This window comes from Bacillota bacterium (assembly GCA_013178305.1).
Lineage (GTDB): Bacteria > Bacillota > Sulfobacillia > JABLXB01 > JABLXB01 > JABLXB01.
The window spans coordinates 994571-1013551 of the sequence record JABLXB010000001.1; the positions used below are offsets into that span (position 1 = coordinate 994571).

Below are 18981 nucleotides of genomic sequence, written 5' to 3' on the forward strand. Positions count from 1 at the left end.
CGCCTGAACACTCGCCTGAACGACCATCCGAGCAATCTCTTGAACAGTCACCCTTCGGATACCGGCAGCGTGAACGAGAAAATGGAGCCACGCCCGGGCTCGCTCTCCACGGACACGGCGCCACCGTGGGCCTCCACTATCTGCTTCGCGATCGCGAGCCCCAGCCCGCTTCCTCCCGTCGCGCGCGCCCGCGACTTGTCGACGCGGTAGAACCGCTCCCAGACGTGCAGGAGATCCCCGGGTGGGATGCCCGCGCCAGTGTCGGCCACGCTGGTCCTGACGTACCGCCCGCCGGCTTCAGCCCTGACTTCAGCCGTGATTTCGACCCGCCCACCTTCCGGAGAAAACTTGACCGCGTTATCCACCAGGTTTGACAGCACCTGCTCGATGCGGTCCTCGTTTCCGCTGACCCGCGGCAGGTCGTCCGCGACGTGAGCCTCCAGAGCCAGGCCCCGCTCCGCCGCCGCCTGGCTGAACCGCTCGACCACTCTTGCGGCGACCCCGGCCATGCTCACCGGTCCGACAGGCCATTCCGCCCTCCCCGACTGCAGCCACGAGACGTCAAGCAGGTCGCGAACGAGACGGTTCAGGCGGACGGCCTCCTCGTGGATGAACGCCACATACCGGTCGCGCACAGTCTCATCCTCGATCAGCCCGTCCCTGAGGACCTCCGCGAACCCCTGGATGGAGCTGAGCGGGGTCCGGAGTTCGTGGGAGACATCTGCCAGCAGCTCGCGGCGGATCTGTTCGAGCCGCGCGAGGTCGGTGACGTCCTGCAGGACAACGACGACGCCGTTCAGCGCACCATCCCGGCCCAGGAGCGGAGACGCGTGGGCAACGATCGACCTCCCCCGGGGGGAAAACTCCATGATTTCCGCCATGCGCGTCTCGAGCACGCCGGCCACTAGGGCGGCCAGGGGTTCCCCCCCGGGGATGTCACCGAGCGCGCGCCCCTCCACGTTATCTTTGATGCCGGTTACCCGTTTCGCCTGTTCATTTATGAGGATGATCCTGCCGGCGGCGTCGGCTGCGACGACACCCTCCGCCATGTCCGACAGGATGCTTTCGATCTTGGCCTTCTCGGCGGCGAGGTCCCCCACTGTCCTGTCAAGCGCCGCCGCGAGGAAGTTGAAGTTGGTGGCAAGCTGGCCTACTTCATCCAGCGAAGCGACATTGACCCTTTGCTTGAAGTTACCCCCCGCCATCTCGAGCGTTACCCGGCTCATCTCGCGAATGGGACGGGAAATCGAACGCGACAGGAAGTAGCCAATTATGATTGCGAGTGTAATTGCGCCGCACGCAGCCAACAGAGTCATGCGGCGTACAGACAGAATGGTGGCGACCAGGCCGGTAACTGGGGCATTCAACACCAGGCCGCCGACGACTTCGCCCCGGAGTTCGAGAGGAACCGCGGCCGAAAGCATTGGTTCGCGGAACCGCGGGTTAAAGCCGCGTGTCTTGACCACCGTCCTGTCGGGGGACGCGCCCACCTCCCCCGCCGACAGCCGCGACCCTCTGGGGGCCAGGTTGGTGGTCGTCGCGAGCACGAGTCCACGCGTATCCACTACGTAGAGCCTTGCGTCAAGGAACCGGTCCATGGCGTTGAGCCAGATGTCGTCGGGAGTGCGGAGGTCTGACTCGCTCAATGCGGTCATTACGTGGGCGATTTCCTGGCCCTTGCGGACCAGCTCGGCCTCCTTGGCCGAGAAGTAGTAATCCGTGAATAGCTGCGACAGCAGCGCCGCTACCGAGAACAACGCCACCACTATAACAAGGATATACGAAGCCAGGAGCTTCGCAAACAGGCTCTTCCCCGCGGGTCGGGGCCCGTTTTCCCGCGCGGCATTACCCGCTGTCACCTCACACGGTTCCATGGTCATCCACCGCAAACTTGTATCCGACCCCCCAGACGGTCCTCACGCGCTGCCTTCCGGCTGCCCCAAGTTTATCCCTCAGGCTCTTGATGTGACTGTCAACCGTCCTGGCGTCGCCAAGGTATTCGTACTTCCACACGCACTCGAGCAACTTTTCCCGCGAAAACACCTTGCCGGGCGACCTGGCCATGAACCAGAGCAGGTCGAACTCCTTCGGGGTAAGCGGGACCTCATGTGATTGGCAAACCACGCGGCGCGCGTCGTAGTCAATGGTGAGGTCTCCGTAAGTGACGGCCTGCGTCTTGTTTTCCGGGGTTCGCGCCCTCCTGAGTACGGCCTTGACGCGAGCAACGAGTTCCCGGGGGCTGAACGGCTTCGAGACGTAGTCGTCGGCGCCGAGTTCCAGCCCGACCACGCGGTCCACCTCGGTAACTTTCGCCGTAAGCATGATGATGGGCATGTCGGAGACCTGCCGTACACGGCGGCAGACCTCCCACCCATCGACGCCGGGCAGCATGAGGTCCAGGATCATTAACTGGGGATGTTCGTCGATTGCCTTTGCGACGGCCTGCTCGCCATCCCCGGCCTCAATTACGGAGAAGCCGTTCTGCTCCAGGTAAATCCTGCATATCTCCCTGATTTTCGGCTCATCGTCGACCACCAGAATCGGGTCGCCCTCCACCAAAATCGCCCCCCGGGGCCTGGCCCCTGCCCACTTCGCGGACTCCTCACCAACAAGGAGGGGAGGGAGGATTTTCCCTCCCTCCTGGTAGCCCGCGGTCACGGTCCCTTAGTTGGAGGTGGTGCCGGCGCCACCCGGCGCCGGGGTACCGTTGAAGCCTCCCATCCTGCGCCCGCCGCGTTTGCCGCGCCCCGCTCCCCTCAGCTGCGCGAGCTTATCCTGCTGTTCTTCGGTCAGGACGTTCTTCATCTGGTCCTGCACCTGCTGCTGGATCGTGCTCATCTGCTTGCGGAGTTCGGTAATTTCGGTTTGCTTAGCGGTAATTGCGTTCTGGTCGGGTTCCTTCTGCCAGTACAGGTCCTTGAGCTCGAACATCTTCTGGGACATCGAGGTCTGGAGTGCCTGCATCTTCTCGAAGGTCTCCGCCTGGATCTTGCGGACCTGGCTGATCTGCTCGTCGGTGAGGTCAAGCTCCTTGATCATGTTGGCTACTGCCTGTCCCGGTTGGCCGAAGCCACCCTTGCCGGCACCGCCGAAGCCGCCACACACGCCGCCAAAACCGGCGAACCGCCCGCCCCAGGGAGCCGCCGCGGCCACGCCCGCGACACCTACAACGATAACAACCGCCAATCCCAACAACACCAGCTTCTTCAGAAGAACCGCCCCTTTCGTCCTGTTTGTGGATGGAAACACGGTGAAGCCAGGTTACAGACCCCTAGCCACCACCCCTTTCCCGTCTGGAATGCGGGTCTTCCGGCCCGTCTTTCTATCTTCAGATTCTAGCCACCACTTGTGTAGATCTTGTCAAGATTCTCTGAGTAAGGTCTGAAAAGGATCGGAAACGAATTCCGGAGGGAGGTTCCCGTGAGGCCGCTCAAATGATAAGAGCCACCGGCGGGTCTACAGATATTCGACCCGATGCCCGCCGGCAGCCCCTGCTGAGAGTTACTGCTTGCTGTCCGTCTTGACCACCCTGTACGCCTTCATCACGGCCTTCTCCACCTTCGCCCCCGGCTTCGCCATGTCAGGGCTCCAGAACGGACAGTTGGCGATCGCGAGCACGTCTCCGTTGTACCCGAGCACCATCGTGTGGCGGTTAGGTCCGAAGCGCGCTATCTCGCTCATCCCGGTGGGCTGGAACGCCCACACGGCTGACCACTGGGCCCCTTCCAGGACGCCTACCATCGGGTTGCCGTAAACGTAGTCCATCCCCCAGCCCGAGAACGCCGCCTCCATCTTGTCCGGCTCCGCTTTCGACGATTCGAGGCGGGCGTGCCTCACGTACGAAATATCGGTCCGGTATTCGTTGTAGACAATCCCGGCTCCGTCCGAGTCCACCGCCCCTATGATGACGTACACGTTCTCATCCGGCTTCTCCCGGGTAATCGTTGCCGCTCTGATCGGAGAACCGCTCGCACCGGCGGAGAGGGCGTCACCCGATGCCACCAGCCACAGGCTCTCGGGCAGGATCTGCTCTATGCCGCCACCCCCGATCCCGGACTTCCCCACGACGAACCCGATTGCATTCGACCCGGAACCCCACCTGAAGTACGAGAGCTTCTTCCCCTCGACCTTAATCGTCTGAACGACCTTTCCTTCCAGGTTGACGACGGTGATCGCATCGCTGGCCGCCTGGGGCCCGTCCTCGCCCTCCAAGAGGTCGTAGTCTTGCCAGTTGATCCCCTGCCCCGGCTGGGTGCTCGAATTCGCGCCCTTCTTCTTGTTGACGGCATACGCGGCGACGTACTTGCCGTCCGGCGACCAGAACGGGTAGAAGCTCATCGTTTCACCGGTCGGCAGGAGCGGCTTCTGCTGCCCTGTCTCCGTATCGAGCAGGTAAACGCCGTGCGCGTTCCTCTCCCGGAGGTCGTAGGCGAGGTACCGCCCGTCGGGCGAGAGTTTTGGGAAGAACAGTCCTTCGTAGTCAGGCAGATTACCCTTGACCTGCCTGAGTTTGCTGGTGGCGACGTCAAACTCCCAGATGGCCTTCGAAACGTGGAAGTACGCCTTCTTTCTCTCGAGAGCCAGGCCGCCGAAACGCAGGAGCCCCTTTGAAAGGCCTATGAATGCCACCTCTTCGGCGGCGGCCGCCGGCTCCTTGCCAACATCGCCCGCGAATACGGCCACGCCTCGTTTGCCCTTGTGCGGCCCTATGTTCTGCCATCCCTGCACCGCGAACAGGCAGCGCGTCTCAGATGCCCAGCCCAGCGGGTAGTATCCGAACAGGTGGTTCGAGGTCCAGTTCCGGTCCGCCGAGTGGAGCGTGTGGACCTTGCCCGCCGCGGCGTCGAGCGGAAGTGCGGCCATCTTCACGCCTGTGGCGTCGGTCTGCGCCGCAAGCACCCATTTGCCGCCGGGCGATATCGTGTGTTTGAAGTTGACCGTCCAGAGCTCCCCGTCGACCTCGTACGAATGCACCTCCTTGAACTCGACCCGCGCCCCCGGAGCGGGGGTGATGGCCGGCGAGCTCACGGGTGCATTTGGCGGCTGCGTCCCGCCTGATTGACCACCGCCGGTCTCGGCGGGCTGGCTTGGCCCCGCAGGAGCCTTTGGAGCAGCCCCCCGTCCAACACATCCAGTCAGAAAAACCGAGACCGCCAGTACCGCGGCCATTGCGGCCGGAAATGCGCGTTTCCAGATGGCCCTCACTACAACCACCCACCTGACTTCATAGTCGCACCTATCGTACACAGACGACGCGCGGACGCGCTAGTTCCCGCGGCGCCGCGGCCAGTCTCAGCCTTGCCCGCCGATAGATGCTACATAGACTTGAGGAGGGCACCGGGTGCCGCGCCAGTGTCCTCCTTGCATGGAGGTGAGTGGGAATGGTGCAGTTTCACTACGCCTAGAGATCCTTCCCCTCGCCTGAGTTGGGGGAGAACCGTTCCCCGTAGGTGTCCTTGACGAAGTCCTTGGTCAACTTCTGGGCTTGGCTGAGACCAGCCACTTCGGCTGGGCGCAACTCTCGACCGTCGACCCGACCTATGTCATGGCGGCGAGTCTCGAGAGAAGGACTACCTTCGCGTTCTCTTCCGCCAGGTCGGACAGGTAGTACGCTGTCCAGGCACTGTCCGCTGCGGTTATGATGCCGTGCTCGCCAAGGCCTACGACCCTTGACTCGGGGTTCAGTGAAGCCGCCGATCCGGCCAGTTCGGCCAGGTCTGCGGATCCAGGCTTAGCGACCGGCACTACGGGCACCCGCTTTAGGTTCAACTTAGCCTGAATGGTCATAAGGGGCATCTCACAAGACCCGAGCGTCAGCGCCGTCGCGAACGGCGGGTGTACGTGCAGTACAGCGCTCACCTGCGGGCGAAGCTTGTAGAAGGCAAGGTGCATTGGAGTCTCCTTTGACGGTCTCAGGCCAGGACTCGCTTCAATTACCTTCCCGTCGAAGTCGACCACGATTACTGAATCGCGCGTCACGGCGTCGAGCGCCACGCCGGTGGCCGTGATGGCGACAGATTTAGTACCAGGTATCCTGATGCTCATATTTCCGCCGGTGCCCGCCACAAGACCACGGTCGTAAGCCCGCCGACTCACCCTGCACAGCTCATCCACCAGCTCTAGGTGCTCCTCTAACAGCGGTATCACCCCCAGATATTTGTCCTACAAAGAATTTGTGCTAGAAGAAGGGATTCTTCCCAGAGTAGTAGAATCCTGCACATGCGAGCACAGTGTTGCACATTTGTGCGCACCCCGGGGGGCTAAGAGGTGGCCAACGACGCAGATCGGATGACGGCTAAGGTCGCGTACCTTTACTACATTAAGAAGATGAGGCAGCAGGAGATCGCGGATTCCCTCCAGATCTCCCGTTTCAAGGTGCTGCGGCTCCTGAAGCACGCCGAGGAGAGCGGCATTGTAGAGGTCAAGATCAAGGAGCCTCTGGGCTCCTGCACAGAACTCGAGCTCCAAATCAAACAGGCGTTCGGCATCAGGGACGTCATCGTGGTGCCCGCTGAGATCGGCCCCATCGAGGTGGTCGGCAAGGCGCTTGGGCCGGCGGCAGGCACCTACTTGAGCGACCTCATAACCGACGGGATGACGGTGTGTGTTTCCTGGGGACGTACGCTGCACCACGCCGTCACCAATATGAGCCCCGCGCACCACTCAAACACCTCGGTGGTGCAGTTCATGGGCGGCTTGGCGCGGATCTCCCAGGGAATAGATGCCCAGGTTGTGGCGCACAGGCTGGCGGAGCTCTTCGGCGCAAAATGCCACCTACTCCATGCGCCAGCCGTGACCAAGAGCCCCACGCTAAAGAGCCAGTTGCTTAGAGAGCCCAGTATCCAGCGAACGCTTGACCTCGCCTCCAGGTCGGACATCGCCCTTTTCGGGTTAGGCGTCCCGGACGATGCATCCCCCCTGGTGTATGCGGGGTACATATCGGCCGAAGATGTGAGGAGTTTCGCCTCCGTCGGGGCCGTCGGCACTATCGGTGCTCGGCTCTATGACGCACGCGGTAAGGAGGTGGGCAACGGGTATTTGGAACGGGTAATCGGGCTCAGCCTTGAGCAGCTACGCGCCATTCCGCTGAAGGTGGCCGTGGCCGGCGGGTTACATAAGGCGGCGGCGATAGCGGGCGCTCTTTCGGGCGGCCTCGTTGATGTTCTCATAACGGACGAAGAGACAGCCGCCATGGTCTGTGCCATCCGAAGGGAAACGCACTAGTCCGAGGGGGGTAATAAGGCCTGCAACCCCTGGTTTCCATGAAGGGCATATCCAAACGCTTTGACGGGGTCCACGCTCTGGACAACGTGGATTTCGAACTCCTGCCGGGCGAAGTCCACGCACTTGTCGGCGAAAACGGGGCAGGCAAGAGCACTCTTAGCAAGATCCTGTCGGGCGTCCACCGCCGAGACGGAGGGGACGTCGTGTTCGATGGCAGGCCGGTGGATTTTGCCCATCCTTACCAGGCCCAGAGCCAGGGCATATTCATGGTTCCCCAGGAAATTAACCTTATCCCGTACCTCCGCGTGTTCGAGAACGTATTCCTCGGACGCGAAGAGATGGGCACGGTGGCAAGGCTCCTCAAGAAGGACGAAATGAGGAGAGGGTCGAGGGAGGCTCTCCTTACCCTTGGCTGTGACGTACATCCCGACGCCAGGGCGCGGGAATTGTCCGTGGCGCAGCAGCAAATGGTTGCGATAGCAAAAGCGCTGTTCTGGAACCCCAAGGTAATTGTCCTCGACGAACCCACGTCTGCCTTGACGCTACACGAGACGGAAAGGCTGATGGGCGCGATACGGGCAATGAAAGGGAAGGGCATCGCCATCGTTTACATCTCTCACCGCCTCGAAGAAGTGCTCGAGATAAGTGACCGCATCACCGTGCTGAGGGACGGTAGGCTGGTCGGAACAATCCCCACGCCAGGCACGACTCGCGATCAACTCATCAAGATGATGGTCGGTCGCGAGCTGACCGGTGCGTTTGCCAGGTACAGGACCGAAAAGGGCGATGTTGCGCTCGAGGTCAGGAACCTCACATTACCGGGCGTCTTCAAGAACGTGTCATTCACTCTCCGTTCGGGTGAGGTGCTTGCCCTCACGGGGCTTGTCGGGGCCAGGCGAACCGAGGTTGCCAGGGCGATATTTGGCCTCTCTCCGCAAGTCCAGGGCGAGGTATTCGTCCGAGGTAAGAGGGTGCGCATACGGAGACCGGCCGACGCCATCGACCTCGGAATGGGGTTCGTCACCGAAGACCGTAAGGCCGAAGGCCTTTTTATGGATCTCTCCGTGGCGCGCAATTCCGTGATGGTTTGCCTGAAGCACCACACATGGTATGGGTTCACCAGCCATGCGGCCCAGGCCAGGATATCTGCGGACATGGCAAGACGCCTCGCCGTGAAAACACCGAGCCCATGGACGAGGGTAAAGCAGCTTAGCGGGGGCAACCAGCAGAAAGTAGTCCTCACAAAGTGGCTCCTCGGCAACTGCAGCGTGTTGATCCTCGACGAGCCGACACGCGGGATCGACGTCGGCGCCAAAGCCGACATCCACGACCTGGTGGGCGATCTTTTGAGCGAGGGAGTAGCGGTGCTCCTGATTTCGTCCGAGCTTCCGGAAGTGCTCTCCATGGCTGACAGGATAATCGTAATGCAGGAAGGCAAGGTAACGGGCAGGTTCGCATACGAGGAGGCCACTCAGGAAGAGATCATGCGATGTGCAACGGGGGAGTGGGCCACGTGTCTCAGCCCAGACGAGAAATGACTCGCCCGGTTCCAGAAGGGCTCCGGGGCAAGGTCAGACTCACCTTCTGGACGAAGTACGGGGCGCTGACGGGGTTCATAGTGTCGTGCGCGATACTCTCCATGGTGCAGCCAAGGTTCCTTACCTACATGAACCTCATGAACGTCGCCAGGCAGGTTTCCATCATCGGGATTATCGCCACAGGCATGACCTTCGTGATCATCAGCGGCGGCGTTGACCTATCAGTCGGCACCGTCGCGGCCCTCGCCGGGTGTGTGGCGGCAGGCACGATGCTGAGAAGCGGCGTCCTCACCGGTATTGTGCTCGGCATGATCATCGGTGGAATCTGTGGATTCATCAATGGCCTGGTGATCATGTACGGCAAAGCCCCACCCTTCATAGCGACCCTCGGCATGCAGACGATTGCCCGTGGCGCCGTGCTCATCTACACTGACGGCCAGACTATCCCGAACCTCCCACAGCGCTTCGTGGAGATAGGCACGGGCTGGCTTTTTGGGTTCGTGCCCATACCGGTCGTCATTGCTGGAATAGTGCTGCTCATCGGGAACGTCGTTTTAAACAATACGCAGTTCGGGCTCCACGTGCTCGCTACAGGTGGCAACCAGGAAGGTGCTCGCCTATCCGGTGTCAACGTGGTGAGGACGCGTATAGCGGTTCATTCCATCAGCGGGTTTCTCGCGGCCCTGGGCGGTATCGTGCTCACGGCTCGCGTGTTCTCTGGCCAGCCCACACTCGGGGTAGGCCTTGACCTTCAAGCCGTGGCTGCAACAGTCATCGGTGGTACTGCGATGGGAGGTGGTCAAGGCAGTATGTCCGGCACCCTGCTCGGGACCATGATCATGGGCGTCCTGACGAACGGGCTCAACCTTGTTGGGGTATCGGCTTACTGGCAGGAGGTCGTAATCGGCTCGATTATCATCACGGCAGTAGTGCTAGACAACATTCGGAGGAGGTAGTCAGAATGGCAGAACTCAGACATTGCCTGTTTGAGTGCTCGTACACCGATGTCCAGAAATGGCTCGAGAAGACGGACATCGTTGTACTCCCGATGGGTTCCACCGAGAAGCACGGTGCGCATCTTCCCGTCGGCATGGACAGCTACACTATCGAGAACATTGTGGTCAGGGCCTGCAAGAAGGCAGAGGTGCCATTCACCAGGCTATTCCCGATCGGGTATTCCCCGCACCACATGGGACCCGTAGGCATGGGTTCCGGCACCATGACCTTCGCCGGCGACACTTACAGGAAGATCCTGTTTGACATGGCTAAATCCATGATCTACCACGGGTTTAACAAAATCGTCTTCGCGTCGGTTCATGGCTCGAATACCAAAGTCATCGAGGATCCTCTCCGGAAGCTCCACTATGAGACCGGCGCATTCGTGTGCTGGTACAAGCCCGCTACCGAGCGCGTCATGGGCCAGGTCGCGAAGATCATCGAAGGGCCCCCCGAGGAGACCCCGGGCTGGCACTCCGGCGAAATGGAGACCTCCCAGATGCTCGCCGCCGACGAGTCGCTCGTTCACTTGGAGCTTGCGAAGAAGGACAGGGCGCACGCCCCCAAATGGATGGGACCAAGATTCTCCAAGTGCGACGGCAGCGCGACTGTTGAATTCGAAGGTTTGGACAACATTTATGTCCCCATGGAGCACCACGAGTACGCGGATATCGCCGTCATTGGCAACCCGTTTCGCGGTTCCAAGGAAAAGGGCATCAAGCTCTTCGAGGCGCAGTCTGACCATCTAGCGGCTTTCCTCAACGAGATCAAGAGATGGAAGATCGAGGGCGTCAAGAGAGACTTCCCCGAAAGGGCGTAAGCCGGGTGCAGTCCGCCAGGACAGTTGCGGTTGTAGCGACACTTGATACGAAGGGACCGGAAGCCCTCTATGTGCGGGATTTCGTCCGGAGCAGGGGCTTCGCTGCTATCGTCGTAGACGTGAGTACGCACGGCGAGCCGCCGTTCCTGCCGGATATCGCAAGCGCTGAAGTACGCCAGGCAGCCGCGGACATGACTTCCACACCCACTGAACCCGCGGGGCGTGACGCCCTGATGAAGCTGATGGGCACCGGTGCCGGGCGTCTGCTGTCCAGGCTTTGCGCCGATGGTTGTCTTCACGGTGCCATTGCACTCGGGGGCAACCAGGGAACATGCATCGCCGGCATAGCCATGAACATGCTGCCGGTGGGGTTTCCGAAACTGATCGTGTCGACAGTCGCGTCGGGGAACATCAGGCCGTACGTCGGGAGCAAGGACATCGCCATGATGTTCTCCGTAGCCGATATCCTGGGTGGCATAAACCCTGTGACGCAGGTGATCTTGGCCAACGCGGCGGGTGCTATCTGTGGGATGGCCCACGCCTGGACCCCCATCACGGCGCCGACTTCGGGCATCGTGGTGGGGATCACTGCGTTCGGAAACGTGGAACCGACGGTCAAGCGTTGCGTCGACCTCCTGCAGAGGCAGGGCAACATACCGATGACTTTCCACGCCTCGGGCGCAGGGGGCTCCGCGATGGAGGACCTCATTGAGCAGGGCATCATCGGCGCAGTGATCGATATCGTGACCCACGAGCTGATTGGCGACCTCTATGCTGAAGATGCGTACTCCCCCGCGAAACCCGGCAGGCTCGTCGCTGCGGGCAGAGCGGGAATTCCCCAGGTGGTCTCGCTCGGCGGCCTCGACTACTTCGTTTTCGGCCCGTTGTCGCTCGTTCCGCAGAAATATCACCACAGAAAGATCCACTACCACAACCCGTTCAACACCAATATCCGTACCACGCCCGACGAAGCGCTCGCCATTTCCAGGTTGCTCGCAGAGCGACTGAACGCTGCGAAAGGACCGGTAGCCGTGATCGCCCCGCTCCAGGGCTGGACGGAATTTGGGAGAGAGGGTGGCCCGCTGTACGACCCCGAATCGGACGCCCTGTTCGTCCGCACGCTAAAGGATTTGCTGCGCCCGGGCATCAGGGTAATTGAACTCGACGCCAACATCAACGATCCTGTGTTTTCGCGCGTTGCGGTTTCCATTCTCTCCGAGCTCCTGGACCCGTAGAAGTTCATGAGGAAGGGGGATCCGGTTCATGCAAAGGTTTAGCAGGGCAGTAGTGGCCATACTCGTCGCGGTGATCCTGGCCTCCATGCTCGCAGGCTGCGGCGGTAGCAGTGCGCCTGCACCACAGAGTCCGCCACCGAAGGCTCCCGAGGCTCCCCAGAAGAAGGAAGTCGTGCTCGGCGTGTCGCTACCGAGTTCCGACAACCCGTTCTTCGTCCGCATGAGGAACGGCATCGAAGATGCCGCCAAGAAAGCAGGCGTCACAGCCAAGGTGCTGCTTGCGCAGGAAAATCAATCGAAGCAGCTGTCCGACATCGAGGACCTGATCCAGTCCAAGGTGGACGCGATCATCTTCGTGCCGGTGGACGTGGCGGCGGCAGTCCCGGCGGTCGAGGCCGCTGTAAAAGCCAAGATCCCGGTTATTGACCTCAACAGGCGAGTCAACTCGGACAAGTACATCACCCGTATCGGCTCCGACGACGTCCAGGTGGGTGCAAAGATCGCCGAGTACATTTGCAGGAAGCTAAACGGCAAGGGCCAGATCGTGCTACTCCGTGGCCAAGCCGGCGCCTCGGTTGCCGAGCAGCGCCGTGAGGGCTTCATGAACACGCTAAAAAAGTACCCGGACATAAAGATCCTGGCCGACATGACATGCAAGCATCAGAGGGCTGAGGGCTTGCGGATCATGGAAGACTTGCTCCAAGCCCATAAGACTATCGACGCCGTGTATTGCATTAACGATGAAGTCGCACTCGGCGCTATGGGTGCGATCACGGCGGCAAAGAGGCAGGGCATAATCGTGACGGGCATCGACGCCAACCCCGATGCCCTTCAGGCAATCAAGGACGGCAAGATCACCCTTACCGTCGCTCAGAAACCCGTGCTCATGGGCCGCCTCGGCGTCGAGAGCGCACTAAACGTCATCAAGGGCGAGAAAATTGACAAGGAAATTGTTACCGACATCGTCATGATCGACAAGGAGAACGTCAGCACTGTCGACCTGACTGGCAATTAGGCCGAAGACTGGCAATGCGCTGGGCGTGGACCCGTACAGCCGGCACTCAGGTCTCTGACGGGACGCTCCAAGGCCCCTCTCCCTAGACACCACCCCGCCCGACATGTCCCGGGCGGGGTGTTTTAACGCCTCCCGCCGCACGGCGGGCACCCTTGCCGGTGGAGTGTCGCCGCTCGCACCGGCTTCGGCAGAAGGGGCTTAGCAAAATGAGAAGGGCGCTGGAGCTAAGCGGGTGGGGATCCAGCTTGGTGGGGCTGCGAGGGAACCCTGTTCAACCAATCGAAGGCGTACACTGAAGCGCTTCAGGCTCTCGACCGGGCGGGAAGTATCCCCAGAGACCTCCAGAAGCAGGCCGCCGCAGCGCGGAAGCGGTCTGAGAACATGATCCAAAAAGGCTACCGGGAGAGGGAATACCCGCAATCCGACCAACGAGCCCCCGTCGCGCACGCGGCGGGGGCTCATGCAAAACCCTACGCCTACGACCCACTTGTCAAAAAGCCCAGTTACCGCTCCACCACCATCGCGATGCCCATGCCGCCGCCGATGCACAGCGTCGCCAGGCCGTACTTCGACCCACGCTTCTGCATCTCGTAGAGCAGGGTCACGAGTATCCGGCAGCCGCTGGCCCCGATCGGGTGACCGAGGGCGATAGCGCCGCCGTTGACGTTCAGCTTATCCTTGTTGAAGTGGAGTTCCCTGTCGACCGCGAGCGACTGCGCCGCGAACGCCTCGTTCGCCTCGATCAGGTCGATCTGGTCGAGCGTCAGGCCGGCTTTCTGCAGCGCTTTCTTCGTCGCCGGCACCGGGCCGATGCCCATTATCTCCGGCGGGACGGCCGCCCAGGCGTATGAACGGATCTTTGCCAGCGGCTCGAGGCCTCTCTTCGCCGCGATGTCGGACGCCATGACGACCACCGCGGCAGCGCCGTCGTTGATGCCGGACGCGTTACCGGCGGTGACGGTGCCGTCCTTCGCGAACGCGGGCCTGAGCCCGGCGAGGCCTTCCTTCGTGACTCCGAACCTCGGGTACTCGTCTGTGTCGAATACGACCGGGCCCTTCTTCGACGGTATCTCGACGGGTACGATCTCATCCTTGAACCTGCCGGACTTCACGGCCTTCTCGGCCTTCTGCTGGCTCCACCCCGAGAATTCGTCCTGCTCGTCGCGGGTGATGTTATACTTCTTCGCAAGGTTCTCCGCGGTAATGCCCATGTGGGTGTCGCCGAAGATGCACCACAGCCCGTCGCTAATCATGGAGTCGACGAGGGTGCCGTGGCCCATCCTGTAGCCGGTCCTCGCCTTGGGCAGGAGGTACGGCGCGAGGTCCATGTTCTCGGTCCCGCCGGCGACCACGATCTCGGCATCGCCGAGCAGGATTGACTGCGCAGCGAGCGCGACTGACTTGAGGCCTGAGCCGCACACCTTGTTGACGGTCCACGCGGGCACCTCGACCGGGAGGCCCGCCCTCAGTGTGGCCTGCCTCGAGACGTTCTGGCCCTGGCCGGCCTGCAGGACGTTACCCATGATGACCTCGCACACGTCCGCGGGCTCAACCTTGGCTCGCTTCAGCGCTTCCTTGATTACTACCGCGCCGAGATCCGCCGCGGATACGTTGGCGATGGTCCCGCCGAACGACCCGATCGGGGTCCTCACAGCGCTGACGATTACGGCCTCTTTCACGATCTCTCTCCTCTCCGGACTGCGCACAGCCGCTACGCTGACATCTCCTTCAGGTCGGGCGCCACCGTGAACTCCGCCTCGGTGGACGCGCGGATCTCGTCGACGGTCACGCCCGGGGCGATCTCTTTGAGCACGAGCCCCTTCTTCGTTACCTCCATGACGGCCATGTCGCTCACGATCAGGCTTACCTTGCCTTTCGCGGTGAGCGGCAGCCTGCACTGCTTGAGTATTTTGGGAGCCCCATCCTTCGTAACATGCTCGGTCACGACGATGACCTTCCTGGCCCCGGTGACGAGGTCCATCGCCCCGCCCATCCCCGGCACCATCTTGCCGGGGACCATCCAGTTCGCGAGGTTCCCGCGCTGGTCGACCTCGAGCGCGCCAAGCACGGTGGCGGCGAGGTGCCCGCCGCGGATGATCGCGAACGAGGTGGCGCTGTCGAAGCACGCGCCGCCCGGGAGAATCGTTACCGGCTTGCCGCCGGCGTTGACGACGTCCTTGTCCTCCTCGCCTTCAGCGGGGGCGGGCCCGATACCCACGAAACCGTTCTCAGACTGGAGGATGATCTCCACGCCCTCTGGAATATGGTTGGCGACCTGCGTCGGAATACCTATCCCTAGGTTCACGACGTCCCCGCTCTTGAACTCCTTTGCCACGCGCTTGACCATCAGTTCCTTCCTGGCTTCCCTGTCCATAGGCCTCCCCCTTTCAACCCTTCACGACCACGTCGACGAATATCCCCGGGGTCGTGACCTCGTCCGGGTCGATCTCGCCGACCTTGACCAGCTCCTCGACCTCGGCGACCACGAGGTCGGCCGCCATGGCCATGAGCGGGTTGAAGTTCCTGGCTGCCCGCCTGTACACGAGGTTCCCGCTCTCGTCACCCTTGTGGGCGAGCAGAAACGCGATATCCGCCTTCAGCGGCGTCTCCAGCAGGTACTCGTTGCCGTTGACGACGACCTTCTCCTTGCCCTCCTCGGCGACGGTGCCGAGGCCCGTCGGGGTGAGTATCCCACCGAGACCGGCGCCGCCGGCGCGGATCCGTTCCGCGAGAGTCCCCTGCGGGACCAGATCCACCTTCATCTCGCCGGCTATCATTTTCTTACCGGTGACGGGGTTCGTGCCGATGTGCGACGCGATAACGTGCTTGACCTGGTTGTTCACCACCAGCTTCCCGATGCCCCTGTCCGGAAACGCGGTGTCGTTCGCGACGATCGTGAGGTCCCTGACGCCTTTCTCCACCAGTTCGTCCACGATGTGTTCCGGCGTACCGCAGGCCAGGAAACCCCCGATCATCAGGGTCATACCGCTCTTGACCTGCGCCACTGCCTCCTTGATAGACCTGACCTTGTTCATAACCAAAGCCTCCTCCAGAGCCGAGCCTCACTCAAACCGCGGCAATCAACGCGGCGATGCTGAGCACTATGCCGGTGTAGATAAGTACCAGGGTGGTGTATCCCATGACGTCCCTCGCCTTGAGCCCCGCGAGACCGAGCAAGGGCAGCGCCCAGAACGGCTGGATCATGTTGGTCCACTGATCGCCCCACGCAACCGCCATCGCGGTCTTGACGGGATCGACACCCATCTTCTGCGCGGCCATGACGCTTATCGCACCCTGCGCTGCCCACTGGCCGCCGCCGGACGGGATGAACATGTTGATTATACCTGCCGCCCAGAATTGAAGCATGTAGAAGGTGCTCTTCGTGGCTATCGCGACGAACCAGTTGGCGATGATCGCGGCCAGGCCGGTCCCCATCATGATGCCCTGGATGCCGCCGTATACGGGGAACTGCAGCGCGATTCCGCCGGCGCCCTTGATCGCCTTCTCGACTGCGCGCACGTAGTTGATCGGGGTACCGTGCAGTAGAAGGCCGCCGAACAGGAACAGGCCATTCACGATATCGAGGTTCAGATTGAAGCCCTTCGCCGCGAAGTACTTCGCGAAGAACACGACGCCTAGCAGGCAGAACACGTAGTTGATGACCCTGCTGTTCTCCACCTTTTCAGCCCAGGTCCTCGGGACGAACTCCCTGCGCTTCCGCTCCTCTTCCTCCTCGTCCTTCCGCGACTTGGCCAGGACTTCGGGGTCCAGCACCTTTGTATTCTCGGGAGAAGGCGATGCCATTGCCAGTACGAACGGAAGCGTGAGGATGATGAGCCACGCGGGGATAAGGTTCCAGGGAGCAAACACGGTCTGGGAAACCGGGACAACCATCTTGGCGATCTTCTCAAGATGGTTGGCGGGGTTACCTGCCGTCGCAATGGTCAACGGTACGGACCCGGAAAAGCCCATGTGCCAGATGACGAACCCGCCGTACGCCGCCGCGATAAGCAACGGGTAATCTACGTTCTTTACCTTCTTCACAACCTCGAGCGCCAGGAGGCCGCCGACGATGAGACCGAAGCCCCACTGAACCCAGGAAGCGACTCCGGCCACGAGAGCGACGATGATGACCGCCTGGTACGGGGTTCGCGCCAACCCGGCGATCGAGGAGAGCATCCTTTTCACCGCCGGCGCCAGAGCGAAGCAGTGGCCCGTTACGAGGATCATGACCATCTGCATCGAGAACGCGAGCAACGACCAGAAACCACCCCACCACGCGTCGACGATCTCCAGGGGTGTCTTGCCGGTGAAAACCAGGGCCAGAATGAAAGCGAGGAACGTGAGCAATACGGCAAACAAGAACGCATCCGGAAGATACCTTTCCATGATCCGCGTAAAGAAGTTGCCTAAACGCCTCAACATCCACCAGTCCCTCCTTCTTGGAATTGAATCCATGGATTCCGACTATTCCAGCGAGCAAGTTCCATGCCGGGGAATGTCAACCGTCGATGATCGTCGATGATCGCGGTTCACGCCTGAGACTACCAGCGGAGCAGGTCAACTCGTGCGGTTGCCCGTGGCTGCCTTCTTACCGGACCTCCACGGGGGGATGATTACTGTGAAACTGGTTTCGCAGGTGCGAAGCGGCCTTCGCACCGAGGGATTCGGCCCTACGAAGCGCGCGGCGCCGTCGTTGAAGGGCTGCCGCCCGCCTGTCTAACGCTACTGCAGGTTGAACTCCTTGATCTTCATCTGAAGGGACCGCCGGGATATGCCGAGCGCGGCGGCTGCCCTGGTGCGATTTCCGCCGCACCTGGCCAGGGCTTCGGCGATGATCTGCCGTTCGTGATTCGCTTTAAACTCGCTCAGGCGGCCCTTGAGCCCGCCTGCCGCAGGCCTGCCCCGCCGGACATCCTCCGGTGTAGCCGCCGTGACAGCCCCAGCACCGGCGCCCGCGGCCACCCTGATGTGCTCGGGGAGCAACGCCGGCGTCAGAACGCTTCCCTCGCCAAGCACCGCCGCCTGTTGAATCACGTTCCTGAGCTCGCGGACGTTGCCGGGCCAGTTGTGCGCCTTGAGCAGGTCCATCGCCTCGGGGCTGACGCTGTGAAGCCTCCCCCCGCTCTCTTCCGAAAACGTCTTGAGGAAATGGGTCACGAGGAGCGGGATGTCCTCCCTGCGCTCCCTTAACGGCGGGATTCTGATCGGAATCACGGCCAGCCTGTAGTAGAGGTCCTCCCTGAATTCCCCTTTTTCTATCTGCGCCCTCAGGCTGCGATTCGTGGCGCAGATGACCCGGATGTCGACCGGTATCCTGCGCGTCCCGCCGAGGCGCTCGATCTCCTTTTCCTCCAGCACCCTGAGCACCTTGGCCTGCATGTCGCGCGGCAGGTCACCGATCTCGTCAAGGAAGATGGTGCCCCCGTCGGCCAGCTCGAACTTTCCCGGCTTCTTCCGCCTGGCCCCCGTGAACGCCCCTTCCTCGTAGCCGAACAGCTCGCTTTCCAGCAGGTTCTCGGGCAGCGCGGCGCAGTTCACGGGCAGGAACGGCTTCGCCCGCCGCGGGCTCTCCCAGTGGATCGCTCTCGCGACGAGCTCCTTTCCCGTGCCGCTTTCGCCCTCTATCAGCACAGACGCGTCGGTGGTCGTCACTTTCTCGATCAGTTGAAAAATGCTGAGCATCGACTGCGACGCGGCGATGATGTTCTTGATGTGGTATTTCTCCTGCAGCTGATCCCTGAGTTGCTCGACCTCCCGGGCGAGACGGCCGAACTTCATGGAATTCTCCATGATCATCCGGAGCTCTTCCACGTCGAACGGCTTGGTCACGTAGTCGTGCGCGCCCATCTTCATGGCCTCGACCGCCGTCTTGACCGTTCCGTAAGCGGTCATCATTACCACGGGCGTCTGGGGGTATAGATGCTTGATCTGCTTTAGTGCGGTCATGCCGTCCATGCCCGGGAGTTTCAGGTCGAGCATGACGAGGTCGACGCGGTCATGCGCGAGCTTCTCGAGCGCCTCTTCGCCGCTCCTGGCCCCCAGGATTTCGAATTCATCCCCGAAACTGCTCCTGAACAGCCACTCCATGTTGGGCTCGTCGTCCGCCACGAGCACCTTGGGTAACGCACTCATCGATGGTCTCCTCTTTGC

Annotated in this window: 16 protein-coding genes; 6 read left to right on the forward strand and 10 right to left on the reverse strand. The window is 61.6% G+C overall.

Going from position 1 to position 18981, the window contains the following annotated elements:
* Positions 1 to 47: 47 nt before the first annotated feature.
* The 5 genes from HPY55_04675 to HPY55_04695 form a co-directional block, all read right to left on the reverse strand.
* On the reverse strand, positions 48 to 1874 hold the full coding sequence (locus HPY55_04675; protein NPV69933.1) for a HAMP domain-containing protein: 1827 nt from the start codon (positions 1872 to 1874) through the stop codon (positions 48 to 50).
* Positions 1861 to 2556 (reverse strand): response regulator transcription factor, encoded by a 696-nt coding sequence (locus HPY55_04680; GenBank protein NPV69934.1) that lies wholly within the window; start codon positions 2554 to 2556, stop codon positions 1861 to 1863. The genes HPY55_04675 and HPY55_04680 overlap by 14 nt, the downstream gene beginning before the upstream one ends.
* Before the next feature lie 108 nt (positions 2557 to 2664).
* On the reverse strand, positions 2665 to 3186 hold the full coding sequence (locus tag HPY55_04685; GenBank protein ID NPV69935.1) for a hypothetical protein: 522 nt from the start codon (positions 3184 to 3186) through the stop codon (positions 2665 to 2667).
* A 315-nt stretch (positions 3187 to 3501) separates the two neighbouring features.
* Positions 3502 to 5205, reverse strand: a complete 1704-nt coding sequence (locus HPY55_04690; protein ID NPV69936.1) for a hypothetical protein — start codon at positions 5203 to 5205, stop codon at positions 3502 to 3504.
* Between the two features lie 333 nt (positions 5206 to 5538).
* Complete coding sequence (locus tag HPY55_04695; protein ID NPV69937.1) at positions 5539 to 6114, reverse strand: class II aldolase/adducin family protein; 576 nt, start codon at positions 6112 to 6114, stop codon at positions 5539 to 5541.
* A gap of 153 nt (positions 6115 to 6267) precedes the next feature.
* Here HPY55_04695 and HPY55_04700 point away from each other — a divergent pair, with 153 nt between their 5' ends.
* The 6 genes from HPY55_04700 to HPY55_04725 are packed head-to-tail and all read left to right on the forward strand — an operon-like array spanning position 6268 to position 12828.
* Entirely contained in the window at positions 6268 to 7224 is a 957-nt protein-coding gene (locus HPY55_04700; GenBank protein NPV69938.1) for a sugar-binding transcriptional regulator, read from the forward strand.
* 38 nt (positions 7225 to 7262) lie between these two features.
* Positions 7263 to 8762, forward strand: a complete 1500-nt coding sequence (locus HPY55_04705) for a sugar ABC transporter ATP-binding protein (protein ID NPV69939.1) — start codon at positions 7263 to 7265, stop codon at positions 8760 to 8762.
* Positions 8738 to 9718: an ABC transporter permease gene (locus tag HPY55_04710; protein ID NPV69940.1), complete on the forward strand. Its 981-nt coding sequence runs from the start codon at positions 8738 to 8740 to the stop codon at positions 9716 to 9718. Before HPY55_04705 ends, HPY55_04710 begins: the two co-directional genes overlap by 25 nt.
* A 5-nt stretch (positions 9719 to 9723) precedes the next feature.
* Entirely contained in the window at positions 9724 to 10578 is an 855-nt protein-coding gene (locus tag HPY55_04715; protein ID NPV69941.1) for a creatininase family protein, read from the forward strand.
* Between the two features lie 5 nt (positions 10579 to 10583).
* Positions 10584 to 11813: a Tm-1-like ATP-binding domain-containing protein gene (locus HPY55_04720; protein NPV69942.1), complete on the forward strand. Its 1230-nt coding sequence runs from the start codon at positions 10584 to 10586 to the stop codon at positions 11811 to 11813.
* A 28-nt stretch (positions 11814 to 11841) separates the two neighbouring features.
* A complete protein-coding gene (locus HPY55_04725) occupies positions 11842 to 12828 on the forward strand; it encodes a substrate-binding domain-containing protein (protein NPV69943.1) in 987 nt (328 codons plus the stop codon).
* A gap of 503 nt (positions 12829 to 13331) precedes the next feature.
* Here the strand turns inward: HPY55_04725 and HPY55_04730 are convergent.
* The 5 genes from HPY55_04730 to HPY55_04750 form a co-directional block, all read right to left on the reverse strand.
* Complete coding sequence (locus HPY55_04730) at positions 13332 to 14507, reverse strand: acetyl-CoA C-acetyltransferase (GenBank protein ID NPV69944.1); 1176 nt, start codon at positions 14505 to 14507, stop codon at positions 13332 to 13334.
* Between the two features lie 32 nt (positions 14508 to 14539).
* A complete protein-coding gene (locus HPY55_04735) occupies positions 14540 to 15202 on the reverse strand; it encodes a CoA transferase subunit B (GenBank protein NPV69945.1) in 663 nt (220 codons plus the stop codon).
* 13 nt (positions 15203 to 15215) lie between these two features.
* Complete coding sequence (gene atoD / locus HPY55_04740) at positions 15216 to 15863, reverse strand: acetate CoA-transferase subunit alpha (protein ID NPV69946.1); 648 nt, start codon at positions 15861 to 15863, stop codon at positions 15216 to 15218.
* Positions 15864 to 15894: 31 nt separating this feature from the next.
* Positions 15895 to 17250 (reverse strand): short-chain fatty acid transporter, encoded by a 1356-nt coding sequence (locus tag HPY55_04745; GenBank protein ID NPV69947.1) that lies wholly within the window; start codon positions 17248 to 17250, stop codon positions 15895 to 15897.
* 303 nt (positions 17251 to 17553) lie between these two features.
* Positions 17554 to 18963, reverse strand: a complete 1410-nt coding sequence (locus HPY55_04750) for a sigma-54-dependent Fis family transcriptional regulator (protein NPV69948.1) — start codon at positions 18961 to 18963, stop codon at positions 17554 to 17556.
* Positions 18964 to 18981 lie beyond the last annotated feature (18 nt).

Excerpts from the sequence above, each read along its gene's own strand:
- atoD (NPV69946.1), bottom strand. The coding sequence starts at position 15,863 with ATGAACAAGGTCAGGTCTATCAAGGAGGCAGTGGCGCAGGTCAAGAGC.
- HPY55_04705 (NPV69939.1), top strand. The coding sequence starts at position 7,263 with ATGAAGGGCATATCCAAACGCTTTGACGGGGTCCACGCTCTGGACAAC.
- HPY55_04675 (NPV69933.1), bottom strand. The coding sequence starts at position 1,874 with ATGGAACCGTGTGAGGTGACAGCGGGTAATGCCGCGCGGGAAAACGGG.
- HPY55_04750 (NPV69948.1), bottom strand. The coding sequence starts at position 18,963 with ATGAGTGCGTTACCCAAGGTGCTCGTGGCGGACGACGAGCCCAACATG.
- HPY55_04715 (NPV69941.1), top strand. The coding sequence starts at position 9,724 with ATGGCAGAACTCAGACATTGCCTGTTTGAGTGCTCGTACACCGATGTC.
- HPY55_04725 (NPV69943.1), top strand. The coding sequence starts at position 11,842 with ATGCAAAGGTTTAGCAGGGCAGTAGTGGCCATACTCGTCGCGGTGATC.
- HPY55_04735 (NPV69945.1), bottom strand. The coding sequence starts at position 15,202 with ATGGACAGGGAAGCCAGGAAGGAACTGATGGTCAAGCGCGTGGCAAAG.